The following is a 15,538-nucleotide window of genomic DNA, read 5'->3' on the forward strand; positions in this document are numbered from 1 at the left end:
CCCGCGATTTCCATCGAATATTGACCCACCCTCTTTGCGAACCAGCCGGCTCACGGTGTGGATAAGTTTTTGGTTTTCTCCTTTTTTGGTTGGACTGCCTGAACGGGTTGCGCCGAGCTGTGTTTGAAGCGGAAGCTGTCGTTTCCGGTCTCCAGAATATGGCAGTGATGCGTGAGCCGGTCCAGCAGCGCCGTCGTCATCTTCGCATCGCCGAAGACGCTGGCCCACTCGCGGAAGCTCAGGTTGGTGGTGATCACGACGCTCGTGCGTTCGTAGAGCTTGGACAGCAGATGGAACAACAGCGCACCACCTGAGGCGCTGAATGGCAGGTAGCCCAATTCGTCGAGCACCACCATGTCCGCGTACATCAGCCGGTGCGCGATGTGGCCAGGATTTCCACTGGCCTTCTCCTGCTCGAGGGCATTGACCAACTCCACCGTCGAGAAGAAGCGCACCCGCCGATGATGGTGTTCGATGGCCTGCACGCCCAGCGCTGTCGCGATGTGGGTCTTGCCTGTGCCCGGCCCGCCCACGAGCACCACGTTCTGCGCGTCGTCCATGAACTCGCACCGATGCAGTTGGCGAACCAGGGCTTCATTGACCTCGCTATTGGCGAAGTCGAAGCCGGCGAGGTCCCGGTAGGCTGGGAATCGCGCCAGCTTCAACTGATAGGCCACCGAGCGCACCTCCCGTTCGGCCGTCTCGGCCTTGAGCAACTGCGAGAGCATCGGCTGCGCGGCCTCGAAGGCCGGCGATCCTTGCTCGGCCAGCTCCGCCACGGCTTGGGCCATGCCGTGCATCTTGAGTTCGCGCAGCATGATCACGATCGCGCCGCTGGCTGGATCATGTCGCATGGCGCACCTCCTGGCAGCTCACCCAGTTGCGCGACCTGCTGGCGGCGCAGGCGCGCCCCCTGAGCGTGTCGTAGCGAAGCACATCGGCCTTCGGCTCGTTCACCAAGCGCAGCGCCTGCGGCGCCGTGACCGGCGCCGGCGCAATGGGCTTGGCATCGAGCAGTCGATGCAGCACGTTCAACACATGGGTTTTGCTGGGCACGCCGGCTTCCAGCGCCAGCTCGACCGCGGTCAACACGGCCTGCTCGTCATGGTGCAGCACCAGCGCCAGGATCTCCACCATCTCGCGGTCGCCGCCTGGTTGCTTCATCAGCGCGGCCTGCAGCCGCCTGAAGCCTTGCGGCAGTTCGCTGAACGGCGCTCCGTTCCTGAGCGCTCCTGGCTTGCGTTGCAGCACTGCCAAGTAGTGCCTCCAGTCGTAGACGGTATGACCCGCGGTGTCGTGGCGCCGGTCAATGATGCGCTTGTGCTCGCACACGATCTGGCCCTCGGCCGCTACCACCAGGCGCTCGGCATACACACGAAGACTCACCGGCCGGTTCGCGTAGGAGGCCGGCACGCTGTAGCGGTTGCGCTCGAAGTGCACCAGACAGGTGGGGGAGACACGCTTGGTGTGCTCGACGAAGCCATCGAAGGGCCTGGGCACCGGCATGAGCAGCGCACGCTCCTGCGCCCAGACTTCGGCGATGGTGCCCGGCAGCTTGCCGTGGGCGATCTCGCCCCACAGCGCCTTGCAGCGCTCCTCCAGCCAGTCGTTGAGCAGCGCCAGCGTGGCAAACGCAGGCACGGGCTGCCACAGCCGGTGCCGCGCATCGCGCACGTTCTTCTCCACTTGGCCCTTCTCCCAGCCGGAGGCCGGGTTGCAGAACTCGGCCTCGAACAGGTAGTGACTGACCATGGCGGCGAAGCGCGCGTTGACATCGCGCTCCTTGCCGCGGCGCACCTTGTCCACGGCCGTCTTCATGTTGTCGTAGATGCCTCGTCGCGGTACGCCGCCGAGCACCTCGAAGGCCCGGTTGTGCGCATCGAACAGCATCTCGTGGGTCTGCAGCAGATAGGCGCGCACGATGAACGCGCGGCTGTGGCTGAGCTTGAAGTGCGCCACCTGCAGCTTGGTGCGCTCGCCGGCGATGACAGCCCAGTCCTCGCTCCAGTCGAACTGGAATGCCTCGCCAGGGCCGAAGGCCAGCGGCACGAAGGTGCCGCGTCCGGTGGTCTGCTGCACTTCGTGGCGGTGTGCATACCACTGGCGTGCAAAGGCCGCCACGCGGTTGTACGACCCCTGGTATCCCAGCGCTGCCAGATCGACGTGCATCTGCTTGAGCGTGCGGCGCTGCTTGCGGGACTTGGAGGCCTCGCTCTTGAGCCAGCCGCTGAGCTTCTCGGCAAAGGCGTCGAGCTTGCTCGGGCTGACGCGCTTCGCGTAGCTGGGCGCCGCCTCGCCCTCGCGAAGGTACTTGCGGATGGTGTTGCGAGACAGGCCCGTGCGCCGGGCTATCTCTCGAATGGACAGTTGCTCTCGCAGTGCCCAACGTCTGATGACACTCAGTGTCGCCACGTCAATCACTCCTGTGCTCCTGCTGCTAAAAGCAGCAGGTTAGGGTTATCACGTGGGTCAGATTTAGATGGAAATCACACGGCCAAGTGGGTCACTTCTGGATGGAAATCAACACGCGAAATTAGGGAGCGCCTAACCACGCGATAGCGCAGAGCCACAAAAAAAGGGGGCAGGGTTCGACGGGCGCGGCCTCGTAGTTGCTCGACAGACCGCACTTGCCAATATTACTTGCACTGCACTCCAGCCTTTCACAACACGTGCGCCAACAGTTCTTGGATCTTCATGTCGTCTGACCAGTTCGACTACAAACACATCTATTCTGGCCTCCGCGCTCATCTGATCACCGAAGGCGCGCAGGACACCAAAGAGATCACTGCAAGCATCAAGCTCTTTTTTTGCCAAAAGTACAACATTGACTACAAGATCCTCTGCAGCGGCGGCACGCACAGCGAGTACATGGTCGACGTGCTGGTGACATCGTTCAATCCGAAGCAGATTTTTCAGCAGAAGACTTTGGATCTTGTTCCCGAAACCTTTCGGACGCACCTGGCAGTCGAATCGGAGTTGGGTGGCACGGGCGCCTCGTCCCCCTATGGAGTGATGAAGAACGTCGGCGAAGACTTTGTGAAGCTCTTGCTAGTCCGGGCTGATCGCCGGGTGATGATCATGACGTCTCTACCCTACGCGCATGAGGCCGAGGAACACGTCGAACGGAGAGTTGAGTCCCTGCGACAGCTCTATGGGCATTTCCCAACCTTGAGTTCGGGTGTACTGGTTGTGCATATCGAAGGCGGGCAGCCCAAGTCGACGCAGGTCCAGGTCAAGATCGGAGAGTCCACGATTCGAGGCTTCCTGATCCCAGAAAATGGCAAGAGCGTGCACGAGTTGTAAACAGTTGGCGCCCGCCGGAGGGTTCAGTCGAGGTCCGGAAAGATGAACTCAGGAAAGCATCGACAGTAGCCATGGTCCCCGCATGCAAACTCGCCCGGGCGCAAAGAAGGTGAGCGCCCATGGATTCGGAATTTCCTCCCCTCTCTCTGAAGGCAAGCTTGGCACGCGTCTGTGTCTCCAGTCGCCCGCCAGATGTAGTGCGTGGCTCCCGCGGCCTGTGCGCGCGTGAAGTCCCGGGCATTGCGGTGCACCGCGGACCTCCGCATGTGTTCTGCCAAATTTGCGTGCCTAGATTCTTGATCCTCTTCAGGGTTGCGCGTCTCTTTCCGATTCGCCACATGCTTCGACGGCGATCGTCGACGCTCTCCGAAGACATCCTGCTCAAGCTGCGGCGTATCTGAAGCGGGAAGCCTCGAAGAGGCTTGTCGCGAAGTCGATGGCGCAGGAGACTTGCGATCTGGAGGATCGGGCACCACCAGACGCACGATGAAATCGATCAGGCGCATGGATCCGGATGATGCCCGATTGCCGGTCGCGAGACCGACTCAGGTTGCTCGACCAATCCAAGCAATCGCACCCGCCGTCAGATGTGCGCGCGGAGAAGCATGGGCCATGAAGTCGATTGGGACAGGAACCGGCCGTGAAAACTACTTGATTGTGAGCAAGGTGTCGTACTTGATGCCTGCAGCCTGAAACGAGAAATCCCAGCGTTCTTCCGCGAACTGGAGCAGTTCCTTGCCCCGTTTTTCGATGGCGCCCTTCGTCCAACTACTGTAGCTCGCGGCGACCTCCGTTTCCGAATAACTGCCTTGCTCGAAGCGGGGTCGCTTCGCCCTTTGATCGCCCTTGCCCGTATAGGGCAGGTTCTGCAGACTTGAGTTCTTGGTCCGATTGAGCAGAACCAGATTTCCGAGTGAGTGTCGGAAACTGTTTACCCGGGCCTTTTTTCTTCCTCCACCAAGGCTCTTGGTCAGAGGCTGCCAGTGGGTGTCGTCCTGCGGGTAGATGTGTTCGATGGAGTCGGCGCTCACTCGATCCCATGCAACCTTGACGGCGCCCCTGTCCTTCGACCTGAGGTGCTCCTCATATTCAAAGAGAACGACCTTCGTCCAATCGTGGCCGTAGAAGCCCACGCCGTGTCGCAAGGTCTTCGAAATGTTGTTCTGAAATGCATCCAGATCAAGGTAGCCTGTCCACTCAAACTCGGAGTCAACGAAGCCCTCGGCATTGTTCGGATCGACGTTGTGCACGCAAGACCGGATGTACCGTGCCAGGTAGGCCAGTGCTGTCTGGACATCGCCAGCGTAAGATTCCCGCGCGCTATGAACCCAGTGCGCCACGGTGGCGAAATCCTTCCGAGCGGTGTGCGAGCGCCTGCCTGTCACCAAGAAGACCAGAACGTTGAAACGCTCGACCTCGCGAAGCACATCGATCAGCACGCTGTCGATTGACGACGTTTTTCGCAGATCGACCGCCAGGGAGATATCTCCGCCAACCAAGCGGACATAAGACGCTAGAAGCAATGAATCGAAGAGAGGGCGGTGCACGTGATTGATCCGGTTGAGCCACAGCATCTGATCGACAGGCATGTCGCGTGGACGTCGAAGATGAGACCATAGAACCGCGCTCAGCCTTAGACTGTCGAGGTAGTCGCGCACATGGGGCTCTTCTAGAGTTCCCTCCATCGCCGCCGCCGCAGTGAAGGCTGTTCTGAACAACAGCGCCTCCAGCCACTCCTTCGCACCAGTGTCCGTAGCGAAGTACATGATTGTGTGGGTGCGCAGGAACTCTTCCTCGTCGAGCGCCTCTTTGCCTTCTCGGCCGAGCCAACTGTAAATATCGCCCCAGGTGCTGTTGATGTCGTCGCGCAGCGCGTCCTTCTTCTGTTTCCAGGCGTCCACGCTGGCGGAGGCTGGTTGTCGCATGACGGTGGCGACATAAATCAGGCGATTCTTCAGCAACTCGAGCTTGGTGAGTTGCTTGCCGCGGTGGTTGATCGACTCGAAAGCCACATGAATATTGAACTGGCGTGGATCGACTTCAATCACACTGAAGACCAGTTTGGTGCGCACGTTGACGATCAGTCGACCGACTACATCCTCGGCCAGTTCATTGACCCGCTCGCGAAGCAAAGTCAGTGCACCTTCGAGATTCTTGGTGTATGCAGTGCGATGAGCTGATGCCTTGGCCACCGCCGAGGCATCCTTGAAGAGCATCAGTTTCAGGAATGGCCACGCATCATGCGCAGGACCGTAGCGAAAGGCTGGCTTGTTCAAACTTCCCAGCATTCGTGAGCGGATTTCCGAGGCCTCGCCGCTCTTACCAGCGCGATCAAGGCGCTCACACAAGGCGACGGCCAGAAGAACTACGGTTGTGAGGCGTTGTTGTCCATCAACGACCGCCGCCTGCGTTTTACTCTCTTTGCCGGGCACTGCCTCCAGTATCAATGTTCCCGTGAAATGTTCCGGATTCGCGATGTCGATCCGGCCAACGTCCTCCCAGAACTCGGTCACCTGAGTTTCACCCCATGCGTATCCGCGCTGGTAGTCGGGGATGAGAAAGTCGAAGCGTGCGAAAAGATTGTCAAGGGAGTGCAGTTCCACGTTTGTTGGCTCCGGGTGATGGGCGGTTTTTGATTTGTCGGAGGGCTTTTTGAATCGGAAACTAACACGATGTCGCCGTAGTCCGGATGGAACTAGGTTGCTAGAACGAGGCGACACGGAGGAGTGCGACAGTGTGTTTTCAACGAGATTAGCCTTGGCGCTGAAAGCTCTGCATGACCAAGAACGTCTACGGGATCCCACCGCCGCAAACATCCGCTCCAATGGACATCGCCCGCTCGGAGGCCCTGTCCACCAGGCGGCGTGGGTATGACGTCGACGCCTTTAATACTTGAAGCTTTGCTGGTGGTCCGTAAACCTCAACCTTCCAAGATGGGTGTCTCAGTTATATTGAATTCCTAGGCCGAGCACCGTCTTATTGACCCGATCTCCGCCATTCAGAATGTCGCTACCTACCTCGCGGCGGATAAAAATAGAGGGCCGGAAGGCGATGGATTTGTCGGCCGGATCCGTCAGCGCGTAGTCCAGAGAGAGTCGTGTGTAGCCTGCGTGCCGCTTGACGTTGTTGAACGGCGCCGTGCTGTCAGCAAAGCGCTGGTAGTTCAACGTGCTGGACAAGCGAGGGAGCACGCCATTGAGTTGTGCCGTCGCCTTGAAGCCCGCATAGGCGCTGCGCCATGATCCTCGCGTGATCCCTGCGCTCGTGCGGTTTTCGGAGATGAATCCGAAATGGGGGATAAAGCTAAAGCATGTGTTAGGCCCACTCGGCACGCAGTTGACCCACTTTAACGATATGACGCTGATGTGCGCAGAAACGGTGTTGGCGTCGTTCGTCCCGTAAAGATCATAGCGACGTGTGGCACGCAACACCGGCAATAGCGTCCAACCGCCTTGTTCGAAGGGGTCCCATAGCGGCCCCATCACACCTATGCCCAAACTGCGCGTATCCTTCCGTGTACTTCCGGAAGTATCTCGGTTCCAAGCGGTGGATGCGAAGGGTTGCCAACCGAGGTCATTCACTGGCCTGAACGAGGCAATGGCTGCCACCTTCGCGATGGTGGCGTTGTTTCCGCCGCTACGCTGTGCGCTTATCAGCGCGGGATCGTCTCCCAGAGTTGATTCTCCATAGTTGCTGAAATCCCCTGACTCACGAACATGTACTCGAACGAATGGCAATACGGGTCGACTCGTTGGTGAGGGCGGTGGTGGTGGCGCTTTGTATTGAAGAACCTTATCAAGACAATCCAGTCGTCTGACGGAGTCGTGGATTTTCAAGCATTCATCGGTCGTGCCCTCGGCCGCGCAGGCGGTCAGTGGTGCGAGCATTCCGATGGCGATTGCCGCAGTCTTCACAGTGGCTCGTTTGGAGGGACCGTCGCACCGCTCTGTCTGCAAGCGAGCAAGATCAAATCCCCGATCGTTTCACAGGCGACGAGGTCGATCGAACCTACTCGACGCCAACTGCCACCTACCAGGTTGCGCATCACCTTATTGAAACGTGGAGGCATGACGGCGAGAACCGGATCACTGATACCAATCTTCCCCAACTTGGTACTCGCGGCGTACTTACTCCCGTATCCAGCCACGATGTCTAGGCTTGAAAAATCGTCCGCGACATCAATTACGGTGCGTTTGAGCGCCTGGTAGTCCGCAGCCATAAGCCCCCTTTTATGTCTCTCGTAGAAAGGAATAGCAGTTTCTTGGGGGAGTTTCTCCAAAGATGACCGACGCGCCATCCCCTGAATGGGGGAGGTTTCCAATTCCACGCAGTGCGACGGCCGGGAGGCATTGACGGCCACCAATCCCGCACTACGCGAGGTGCCGCCGCGCGTGACCGTATGTGTTGCCTTTCATCATGGGGCCGACGATGCTCCAAGCTTTCCTTTTACTTAGCAGAAGTCGTTGCAGTAGTTCCGCGCGCCGGGCAAGATCCATTCCGAAAACTACAGAAAGGATGCGAAATGTCTTCACCCACCATCAACGACGTCCGCAAAGCGCTCACCGCTCTGTTGCCAATCAAGCGACCACGAGGGGACAACGAAGGGGATGCAATCGACAACCCGAGTGTCTACGACGGATTGGCGCGCGAGGATCAAGATAAGGTTGACCTCGCAAAGGAGGTCGTGCGCGACTATGTTCTATACGCCGATGGCGAGGTCAACAACCGCGCCGTGACGGCGGTTCGCAAGGCCGGCTTTAACATAAGTATTGGCCCCGGCCAGTATGACCCCATGCGCACCGCAGGACGCGTATTGGTTGGAGATTGGGAGCTATCCCTCAGCGATCCAGAGTGAAAAGATACCTGACCAGACGAGGGACGCTCACGGAGTTGAAGCAACTCTTGGAGCACGATTGTTTGACGCATCCGCCGGAGGCCTGAGATTTCGCGATCTGGCGTCTGGAGGGCCCGACGGTATCGAGCAGGTGGTGCGCGTGAAGGATCGCTTCGTCGGCCGCGCTACGTTGCCACCGCGCGCGCCGGCGTTGGCATTGTCGCGCTACCGCGAGTCATGGCTGCGACAGATGTCAAAGCTGGCAGATTGGCGCCCGCCCTCCCGCAATACAGGCGGGCGGTTCGCGACCTGAGTGTCATGTACGACGCCAGCCACGAGCAAGTCCCCAAAGCCGTGTCCGTCTTCGTCGACATGGCGGTGCGGAAGTTCAACTCCAGGAGTTGAGGACTGGCGGGCTGGTGTCGGCGACAAACGCGGCTCCGCATGCTCTAGCGCTCGGCATTCACTCGTCTACGGCGTAGCAGGTCCGGCAAACACCTCCGTACCCATGCCCGCCTAGTAGTTTCCGTTCGAGGAGAGGTCAATGGATATCGTGACCACCGCCTCGTCGTACTCGATGACGCACGCAAGCCCTGGACGCCCACATCCGCTGGGACAACGAGCAACAGATCAAAATCTCGCTGAACTCGCGTAGCCCCGTCGAGTACCGCAGGGCCCTCGGGATCGCTGCATAGTCAGTCCAAACCCCTGAGTCAAAGATCGGCGGAATTCAACAACCCTGTACCTAGCTGCGATTCAGGTCATTGCCCAACTCCTGAATCAGGAAATCGACAACATGGCCTTTGCCCGGGCTTATTCCGACACACAACGTATTGACGCTGGCGACAACGGACCGCAGCTGGGCAGCACCTGGAATGGTGAGCACTTGATGGGCTGTCGCCTCGAGGCACTGATGCAAACGTTCCTGAGACAACTTGCAATTGTCAACCACATGTTGCTTCGCATTGTTGCGCAGTATTGCCGCACGAGCGCGTAGGCCATATTCCTCGATCAGCATCCCGTACAGATCCGTCGAGGCAGCAGCAAACAAGACCCGAGTCGCACTTGAGTTGAGTCTCTGATGCAAGGCATCGGCGATGGCAAAGAAACCATCCGCAGTGGCAAGCACATTTTCTGTAGAGGACAAAGCGTTCGATGGAGTCATGGAATAGTTGCCAAACTAGAACAAGGCTTGCTAGTGAGATTTCAGGGAGTTCCAGCGCAGAACACATTTGTCTCCGCTGGCGCGGCGCTCGATTGCAACAGCACTAAGCATAGGCACCGCCGGTTGAAGTTGCCGGCGAATGAAATCACAAAGATTTTCTAGGGTTGCCGGACCAAGGTCAGCAATCTCGTCAAGAAAGCGATGGTCAAGCATTTCCCGTACTCGCGCAATCTCTTGGCGCAACGATCCTAGGTCAGTCAACATGCCCGTCGTGGAGTCCGGGATTCCGCTCAGCGTTACTTCGGCCTCGTACGTGTGACCGTGGATACGAAGGCTCCCCGCAGTATCGATATTTCGATGCAGTGTGTGCGCCGCTTCAAAGTAGAACCTTTGCGAAAGCTCGCAAGTCACGTCAATCGTGTCGATGGCTGTCATCTGATGTTCAAGATCTTGTGAGTTTGCACGGACAGGCGCCACTGCGGGTGTGCCTGGCAATAATCGATCGCATCGCGGGTGTTCTGTCGCTGCAACGGTCCGTCCATAGGCTGCAGCAGGTGATGCTGAAAATCGTGTTCGTTCAAACTATCAGGATGTAACCCGAGTTGCGGATACACGAGCTTGAGCTCGTCACCGCTGCGCTGCACCCAATCAGCACCTGCCTTGGGGCTGACACATATCCAGTCAATACCGACTGGAGCAGCGATCGTCCCATTCGTTTCTACCGCGATCTCAAATTGATGCGAATGAAGTCCATCGATTAAAGGGGCATCTACCTGCAGGAGAGGCTCCCCTCCGGTCAGAACCACATAGCGGTGAGCGTGTCCTTCAGGCCACTGGGCAGCGATCAACGCTGCAAGGACGTTGGCGTCTGGATACTTTCCACCAAGCGTTCCATCGGTGCCAACAAAGTCGGTATCGCAAAACTGGCAGATCGCGTTCGAGCGCTGCTTTTCTTGACCCGTCCAAAGATTGCACCCGGCGAATCGACAGAATACCGCTGGCCGCCCCGCTCGTAGCCCCTCGCCCTGAAGCGTATAGAAGATCTCTTTAACGCTATAGGTCATGCCGCGACAACCTCTCCCGAAAACGATTTGTAGCCTTGGCTGCGCAAGTCGCAGGCTGGACACGCGCCACAACCAAAACCCCACTCGTGTGGAACTGAGCGATCACCCATGTAGCATGTATGCGTATCCTGCCGAATCAATTCAACCAACTTGTCACCGCCCAACTCTTGTGCCATCTGCCACGTTGCGGCCTTATCTATCCACATCAGCGGCGTCTCAACCACCATCGGTGAATCTAGACCCAGACTCATCGCAACCTGAAGTGCCTTCAGTGTGTTGTCGCGGCAATCGGGATACCCGGAGTAGTCCGTTTCACACATTCCACCAACCAGCACCTCCAGCCCTCGCCGATATGCCACCGCCGAGGCAAAGGTGAAGAACAGGATGTTTCGGGCAGGTACGAAAGTGTTTGGCAATCCGCTCTTGTGCAATTCGATTGCCTTATCTTGTGTCAGCGCGGTGTCGCTGATCTGTCCGAGTACCGAAAGATCGAGCATGTGGTCCTCGCCCAGTTTGGACGACCACTCGGGAAAGTCCGTCTTCAGTCGTTGACGGATAGTCTGCCGGCATTCGAGTTCCACGGAGTGACGCTGACCGTAGGCGAAACCGATGGTCTCGACATGCGCATAGCGCTCCAATGCCCAAGCAAGACAAGTGGTGGAGTCCTGACCACCCGAAAAAAGGACCAAAGCTTTGGAGTTCATGGTGGTTAGCCGTTTGCAACACGACGTGGCTTGCGGAGAGCGCGCTTGGTCAAGCGCACAAGGTGATTCGCCAGCACATCGATGTCGGTAGGTGTGTTTTGAATGCCGTTCCAGGGGCAGATGTCATCATTACTGAATACCCACTGACCGCTGGTCCACGCGGTAAACGGCTTGATCAAGCGAAGACCATCTGCAAAGTGCTCACGCGTTCTCGCACCTTCTTGCGCATAGAGAAGTTCCATGACAAAACCCATGGCAACAATGCCGGCGCCATGCTTCAAACGCGACGTTCGGGGACTCATGCCAGTCCACTCAGATCCGAAGACTGACCTGATTGCTTCAAAGAACTCGTTGACGATGTTGTAGGCCCTGTTTTCGTAGTCATCCAATTTGATGAAATCACGAATGGCGCCATCCGATGCGGAGTTCATGATGAAACGCTGCATTGCCGTATCGCTGATCACGCCCTGAGGATTGGTGTGCTGACGAATTTCACCAAAGAGCGACGACCCACGCGTGAAGTTCAGTCGATCCACTACGCGCGCCGAAAACTTGCGCGCGGTGAAGCGCTCCGGCAGGCCTTCCACGTTAGGAAGAAGTTCGTAGATGAGCGTCTTGGGAAGTGGTCGCGTGTTATTGATCAGGACGAACTGCTGGCGCAGTTCGTTGTAGTCTTTGCAGACAAGCACAGACACAAACACCTGAAAACCTGGCTTGTCAATTCCCGATAGCGCAGTCAAACGCTGCTGGCCGTCCACCACGAAGCCCGGCTTTGTCTTCGTCGCATCGATCTCGATATCGACGACTCCGTGGCCGCGGTTGGTCGCGCGGATGCCGTCGATGAAGGCGATGATCACAGCGTTAGGGAGCAGCGCATCATCGCGCTTGAAATAGTCGCGGATCTCCTTGATGTGCGAGGCAATCTGATGACGCTGAAACCCTTTCAGTTGACCATCGTCCTGGCGACCGACGCGCTCGATCTCCGAGAATGCGAGGACCTGTTGCGGCGTCGCCGCGAACGAAAACACGTCATGGCCGGCAGCTTGCTTGGCCCTGATGGCCGTAAATTTGAACTTGGTCACTGCGCGTTCTCCATCGTGGTTTGTAGATGTTTGTGATATACGCCCAGGTTGTGGAATCCACGGCGCTTGTTGCGATTGCTGGAGCGGAAGATGATGACTTCGACACCCACGGCGCTGCACACATCGCATTTGCAGCGCTTCCAAGGCGCATCCTGGAGCGTGCGACCCACCATGTCTTTCATCTTCGCGAGTTCCTTCTCCTGCCGGGCAATGTCTTCTGACTCACCTTCCACCAGGAAGCGGTGGTAATCCATTACAGCGGTCAACGTACGGCTAGCGGACTCCTCTCCCCGGTCAAAGCTTCTTAATGCGATCAGCGCCTTTTGCTCGCGCCGCTGCAGATCTTCCGCGCTGAAAATGCCGCGCTTGATGCCTTGAACGAGTCGCGAGTTCTCAATCGCTTGCGGGATCCGGATCGCGGTGTAGTAGTCCAGCCCCCCACCGGGCGAATCGATGTAGTAGTTCGCTTTGGCGTCCTTGAAGGCCCGAATCAGTGGCGAAGTCGAATCGAAACTCGTGATGCCGTATCCGGTGAATTCGTGGATCTTGTCCGCCTTGGCAAAACCAAGCAGGTGGATCTTCGTTTCGGATTTGATCGCCTTTCGCAATGCCTGCAACACGACATGGATCACCTCTACCTTGAGCGGTACCAGGCCGCCAATCGCGAGATACTTGTATCCCATGTGCTCGAGGTGGACGGCGGCCTGCGCCATGCTCTCAGGGGACCAACCCTGAACCGCTCCCATGGGCTCAAAGGGAGCACCAGTCTCTCTCACCAGATCCATGAAGGCCTGCGCGTTGGCCAGCGTGATCTTGTAGCGCGCGAGCGTGGCAGGCGCCACTTCATCAGGTTTCGGATTTGCCAGATCGCAGTCAAAAATGATGTGATCTGGCGAGACGCCATGAGTGAAGCCTGCCTCGGTATAAAACTCGACGACCTCTTCTGGCGAGTAGGCCGGTTTGTCGTGATCCACATAAGCGAAGGCACCGCAATCGCCCATCAGCATGGAGTCCTTGAAGGCGGGGCCGTCATAACGCAGAAACTTGCGCGCTCCATCGCGCAGCATCCGCTGCTCTTCCTTAGTGGAGTACCTCACCTTCGAGGAGGAAACACCCTCTGCTTGCCGAATGGCGCTCATGGACACCAATAGGCCGTCATACGGCGCAGGCTTCATCAACTCATGGGCATAGACATCACCCCAATACCGCTCGCGTGTCGGCGAGTTGCGATCGTTGATGAAGTCGTACGCCGGGTCGACGTAGTCTTGGGTGTCGGAATACAGAAACTTCATGAAGCGGAACTGGTTGTATAGGCACGCACGAGAGCGTCTTGGAGTTTTTTGATATCGCGGGGCGTGCTTTGAATTTCGTTCCACGCCACGCCAAGCGTCTCCCAATTCCCCTCAGTCCAACGGCAGGACGATGCCACTCGTTCAAGTTCCTTCTTGACGGCTTCGTAGCTACCCTGGGTCCCGGAAAAGCGCCCGTAGATGCGATCCATCAGGACACCCATGGCCTCGATACCGGCAGAATGCATCAGCCGACTCTGCCGAGGATCCAGTCCCCAGGCGTCGGGGAAGACGGCTCTAACCGCGTTCCAGAAATTGACTAGCAAGCGATACATGGACTGCAAGTCAGGTCCATCACGCAGGCTCGCTTTGAAAGGCGCCAACGCACCCAGCGGATTGTTCATGCTGTTGCGAATCATCGTGATGACTGCGGTGTCGGTGATGATCGCTTCCGAGTTGGTTCTATCCGAAGGACGCTTGATCAGCTTGAAGAACGGGGAATTGACATCCCGATTCAGGAAGTTGCAGATCTCAGAGGGCACCTTTCGAGCACTCAGGTCCTTTGGCAGTTGGATGCCGTTTGTCTCTGGCAGCAGTTCATTGATGAGTCGAGACGGCAGGGGCTTCGCTTTGTTGACGAGGATGAATTGCTGGCGTTGCAACTCCAGGCTGTCCGAGATAAACGCCACGACCGGCACAGCAATGCCTTTGTCGGCGATCTGCGCCAATGCCAATGAACGCTGCTGACCGTCAACGATCCAAGCAACGCGTTCGCCGGCCTCATTGACAGGAATGGTCAAGGTCCCAGCTTGCGCAAGGCCTTCATCACCGGTCGGACGGGTTCCCCTGGAAGCTGTAAAGCGAACCTGGGGTGACATCGCCAGAATAATAGCGTTCGGAAAGAGCACATCACCCTGGCTCAGGTAGTCGATGATGCCCTTAACGTGAGTTCGAATCTCTGGCCGTTGGAAGCCTTTCAAGGCATCCGATTCGTCACGATCAACCCGGGAAATATCTGCGACCTTGACGATGTCAGCGCCCTTGATGAAGAACGCATACACATCGAGGTCATGCCCCTGCGTCGTGTGCAGCGCACGAACGACAATTTCTTTGCTTTCGCGGCGCTCGCGGACAGCTTTCATAGAATTTCCGCCTTGACTTGGCGCCAGAGGCCTCTGAAGCGCGATTGCTCGCACGCGACCAGCGCTGTGTCACGAAGATAGCGGTGCAGGCGGGTGGAACTTCCCTTGTGTGCCGCCCACTCGGAACGAATCAGTTCGACGATCTCCTCGTCGGTCTTGCGCTCGCGCTGCGGGATGACAGGTTGCTTGAGTTGAGCCATCGCACGCTCAACGGCGTCATTCGCACTTTCGCCGCCAAGCAACTGGCCATCGAGTTCTTCAACGAAATGGCGCATTGCACGTTGCGGAAAGTCGGATCGGGTTCCTGCATAGCGTTTGTGCCCCTCAAGTCGCTCGTCATAGTGCATGACACAACGCTGGAGACGCGAGGCCACCATGCCAGCCCCCGCGCGAGAAGTGAAGATGCAAACTCTGTCGAGAGCACTTGTGTCGAGCCCTCCCAGATCGTGCTCCAGCATGCAAATGTAGGCGGAGGGGAGTGCAACCAGAAACTTGGTACGCACGGCGTCATTGATGAGTCGACTCAACGGTAGCGGCGTGCCTTTGAGCGCATTCAGTTCTCGCCACCAGTCAGCGGGGCCGTAGCCCGCCTCTGCAAGTGCAGGCGCGATTGATCCGGCGCCAGGCACAACAGTCAGGTCATAGTTCGGAACGAAGACATCCCATGCGGCAAGCCCCAGTCCAGCAGACACCACGTGCAAGGAACCGGTCAGGCGCGACGCAACAGCGCGACTTTCAGACATCGCGCGACCAACATACAGATCTCCAGCGGACATTACTGGGAGCACTCTTGTGGTGACTGCAAGCCAGCGCGCCGCGAGTTTTACCGGTCCACCGCTTAACTCAGACCGCTTCAGACGCGCAACCTCCCCGAGCGCGCGCTTGCGGGACGTGCAGTTCGTGATGACTCCGAAAGTCTCAATCATTGGGATGCACGCGGCAAAGATCTAAGCAA

At 57.9% G+C, this 15,538-nt stretch carries 15 protein-coding genes; 2 read left to right on the forward strand and 13 right to left on the reverse strand.

The window, feature by feature from the left end; genetic code table 11:
- Positions 1 to 50: 50 nt before the first annotated feature.
- Both istB and istA read right to left on the reverse strand, forming a co-directional pair.
- The gene (istB, locus tag EJP67_RS10670; protein WP_126021657.1) at positions 51 to 854 is read right to left on the reverse strand and encodes an IS21-like element helper ATPase IstB; all 804 of its coding nucleotides are present in this window, start codon (positions 852 to 854) and stop codon (positions 51 to 53) included.
- Entirely contained in the window at positions 844 to 2,421 is a 1,578-nt protein-coding gene (istA, locus tag EJP67_RS10675) for an IS21 family transposase (RefSeq protein WP_126021658.1), read from the reverse strand. The genes istB and istA overlap by 11 nt, the downstream gene beginning before the upstream one ends.
- A 273-nt stretch (positions 2,422 to 2,694) precedes the next feature.
- Here istA and EJP67_RS10680 point away from each other — a divergent pair, with 273 nt between their 5' ends.
- Positions 2,695 to 3,303, forward strand: coding sequence for a hypothetical protein (locus EJP67_RS10680; protein WP_126021659.1), 609 nt, complete (start codon positions 2,695 to 2,697; stop codon positions 3,301 to 3,303).
- Between the two features lie 647 nt (positions 3,304 to 3,950).
- On the opposite strand, the gene EJP67_RS10685 is transcribed toward EJP67_RS10680, so the two are convergent.
- From EJP67_RS10685 to EJP67_RS10695, 3 genes are all read right to left on the reverse strand, one after another.
- Complete coding sequence (locus EJP67_RS10685) at positions 3,951 to 5,906, reverse strand: DUF262 domain-containing protein (RefSeq protein WP_165909605.1); 1,956 nt, start codon at positions 5,904 to 5,906, stop codon at positions 3,951 to 3,953.
- A gap of 339 nt (positions 5,907 to 6,245) precedes the next feature.
- A complete protein-coding gene (locus tag EJP67_RS10690) occupies positions 6,246 to 7,217 on the reverse strand; it encodes a hypothetical protein (RefSeq protein WP_126021661.1) in 972 nt (323 codons plus the stop codon).
- Positions 7,214 to 7,522, reverse strand: a complete 309-nt coding sequence (locus EJP67_RS10695; RefSeq protein WP_126021662.1) for a hypothetical protein — start codon at positions 7,520 to 7,522, stop codon at positions 7,214 to 7,216. Before EJP67_RS10695 ends, EJP67_RS10690 begins: the two co-directional genes overlap by 4 nt.
- Before the next feature lie 303 nt (positions 7,523 to 7,825).
- Here EJP67_RS10695 and EJP67_RS10700 point away from each other — a divergent pair, with 303 nt between their 5' ends.
- A complete protein-coding gene (locus tag EJP67_RS10700; RefSeq protein WP_126021663.1) occupies positions 7,826 to 8,158 on the forward strand; it encodes a hypothetical protein in 333 nt (110 codons plus the stop codon).
- Between the two features lie 724 nt (positions 8,159 to 8,882).
- Here EJP67_RS10700 and EJP67_RS10710 read toward each other — a convergent pair.
- The 8 genes from EJP67_RS10710 to EJP67_RS10745 are packed head-to-tail and all read right to left on the reverse strand — an operon-like array spanning position 8,883 to position 15,359.
- The gene (locus tag EJP67_RS10710; RefSeq protein WP_126021665.1) at positions 8,883 to 9,302 is read right to left on the reverse strand and encodes a hypothetical protein; all 420 of its coding nucleotides are present in this window, start codon (positions 9,300 to 9,302) and stop codon (positions 8,883 to 8,885) included.
- 30 nt (positions 9,303 to 9,332) lie between these two features.
- The gene (locus EJP67_RS10715; RefSeq protein ID WP_240650593.1) at positions 9,333 to 9,737 is read right to left on the reverse strand and encodes a 6-pyruvoyl trahydropterin synthase family protein; all 405 of its coding nucleotides are present in this window, start codon (positions 9,735 to 9,737) and stop codon (positions 9,333 to 9,335) included.
- Positions 9,734 to 10,366, reverse strand: a complete 633-nt coding sequence (gene queE, locus EJP67_RS10720; protein WP_126021666.1) for a 7-carboxy-7-deazaguanine synthase — start codon at positions 10,364 to 10,366, stop codon at positions 9,734 to 9,736. The genes EJP67_RS10715 and queE overlap by 4 nt, the downstream gene beginning before the upstream one ends.
- Entirely contained in the window at positions 10,363 to 11,070 is a 708-nt protein-coding gene (gene queC / locus EJP67_RS10725) for a 7-cyano-7-deazaguanine synthase QueC (protein ID WP_126021667.1), read from the reverse strand. The genes queE and queC overlap by 4 nt, the downstream gene beginning before the upstream one ends.
- Before the next feature lie 5 nt (positions 11,071 to 11,075).
- Complete coding sequence (dbpB, locus tag EJP67_RS10730) at positions 11,076 to 12,152, reverse strand: DGQHR domain-containing protein DpdB (RefSeq protein ID WP_126021668.1); 1,077 nt, start codon at positions 12,150 to 12,152, stop codon at positions 11,076 to 11,078.
- Entirely contained in the window at positions 12,149 to 13,444 is a 1,296-nt protein-coding gene (gene dpdA, locus EJP67_RS10735; protein ID WP_126021669.1) for a tRNA-guanine transglycosylase DpdA, read from the reverse strand. The genes dbpB (EJP67_RS10730) and dpdA overlap by 4 nt, the downstream gene beginning before the upstream one ends.
- Entirely contained in the window at positions 13,441 to 14,583 is a 1,143-nt protein-coding gene (gene dbpB, locus EJP67_RS10740) for a DGQHR domain-containing protein DpdB (protein ID WP_126021670.1), read from the reverse strand. The genes dpdA and dbpB (EJP67_RS10740) overlap by 4 nt, the downstream gene beginning before the upstream one ends.
- Positions 14,580 to 15,359, reverse strand: coding sequence for a hypothetical protein (locus EJP67_RS10745; protein ID WP_126021671.1), 780 nt, complete (start codon positions 15,357 to 15,359; stop codon positions 14,580 to 14,582). The genes dbpB (EJP67_RS10740) and EJP67_RS10745 overlap by 4 nt, the downstream gene beginning before the upstream one ends.
- Positions 15,360 to 15,538 lie beyond the last annotated feature (179 nt).

Origin of the sequence: Variovorax guangxiensis (genome assembly GCF_003952165.1) — a bacterium.
GTDB lineage: Bacteria > Pseudomonadota > Gammaproteobacteria > Burkholderiales > Burkholderiaceae_C > Variovorax > Variovorax guangxiensis.

Excerpts from the sequence above, each read along its gene's own strand:
- EJP67_RS10745 (WP_126021671.1), bottom strand. The coding sequence starts at position 15,359 with ATGTCCGCTGGAGATCTGTATGTTGGTCGCGCGATGTCTGAAAGTCGC.
- EJP67_RS10715 (WP_240650593.1), bottom strand. The coding sequence starts at position 9,737 with ATGACAGCCATCGACACGATTGACGTGACTTGCGAGCTTTCGCAAAGG.
- EJP67_RS10695 (WP_126021662.1), bottom strand. The coding sequence starts at position 7,522 with ATGGCTGCGGACTACCAGGCGCTCAAACGCACCGTAATTGATGTCGCG.
- queE (WP_126021666.1), bottom strand. The coding sequence starts at position 10,366 with ATGACCTATAGCGTTAAAGAGATCTTCTATACGCTTCAGGGCGAGGGG.
- dpdA (WP_126021669.1), bottom strand. The coding sequence starts at position 13,444 with ATGAAGTTTCTGTATTCCGACACCCAAGACTACGTCGACCCGGCGTAC.
- EJP67_RS10710 (WP_126021665.1), bottom strand. The coding sequence starts at position 9,302 with ATGACTCCATCGAACGCTTTGTCCTCTACAGAAAATGTGCTTGCCACT.
- EJP67_RS10680 (WP_126021659.1), top strand. The coding sequence starts at position 2,695 with ATGTCGTCTGACCAGTTCGACTACAAACACATCTATTCTGGCCTCCGC.
- queC (WP_126021667.1), bottom strand. The coding sequence starts at position 11,070 with ATGAACTCCAAAGCTTTGGTCCTTTTTTCGGGTGGTCAGGACTCCACC.
- EJP67_RS10700 (WP_126021663.1), top strand. The coding sequence starts at position 7,826 with ATGTCTTCACCCACCATCAACGACGTCCGCAAAGCGCTCACCGCTCTG.
- istB (WP_126021657.1), bottom strand. The coding sequence starts at position 854 with ATGCGACATGATCCAGCCAGCGGCGCGATCGTGATCATGCTGCGCGAA.
- dbpB (WP_126021670.1), bottom strand. The coding sequence starts at position 14,583 with ATGAAAGCTGTCCGCGAGCGCCGCGAAAGCAAAGAAATTGTCGTTCGT.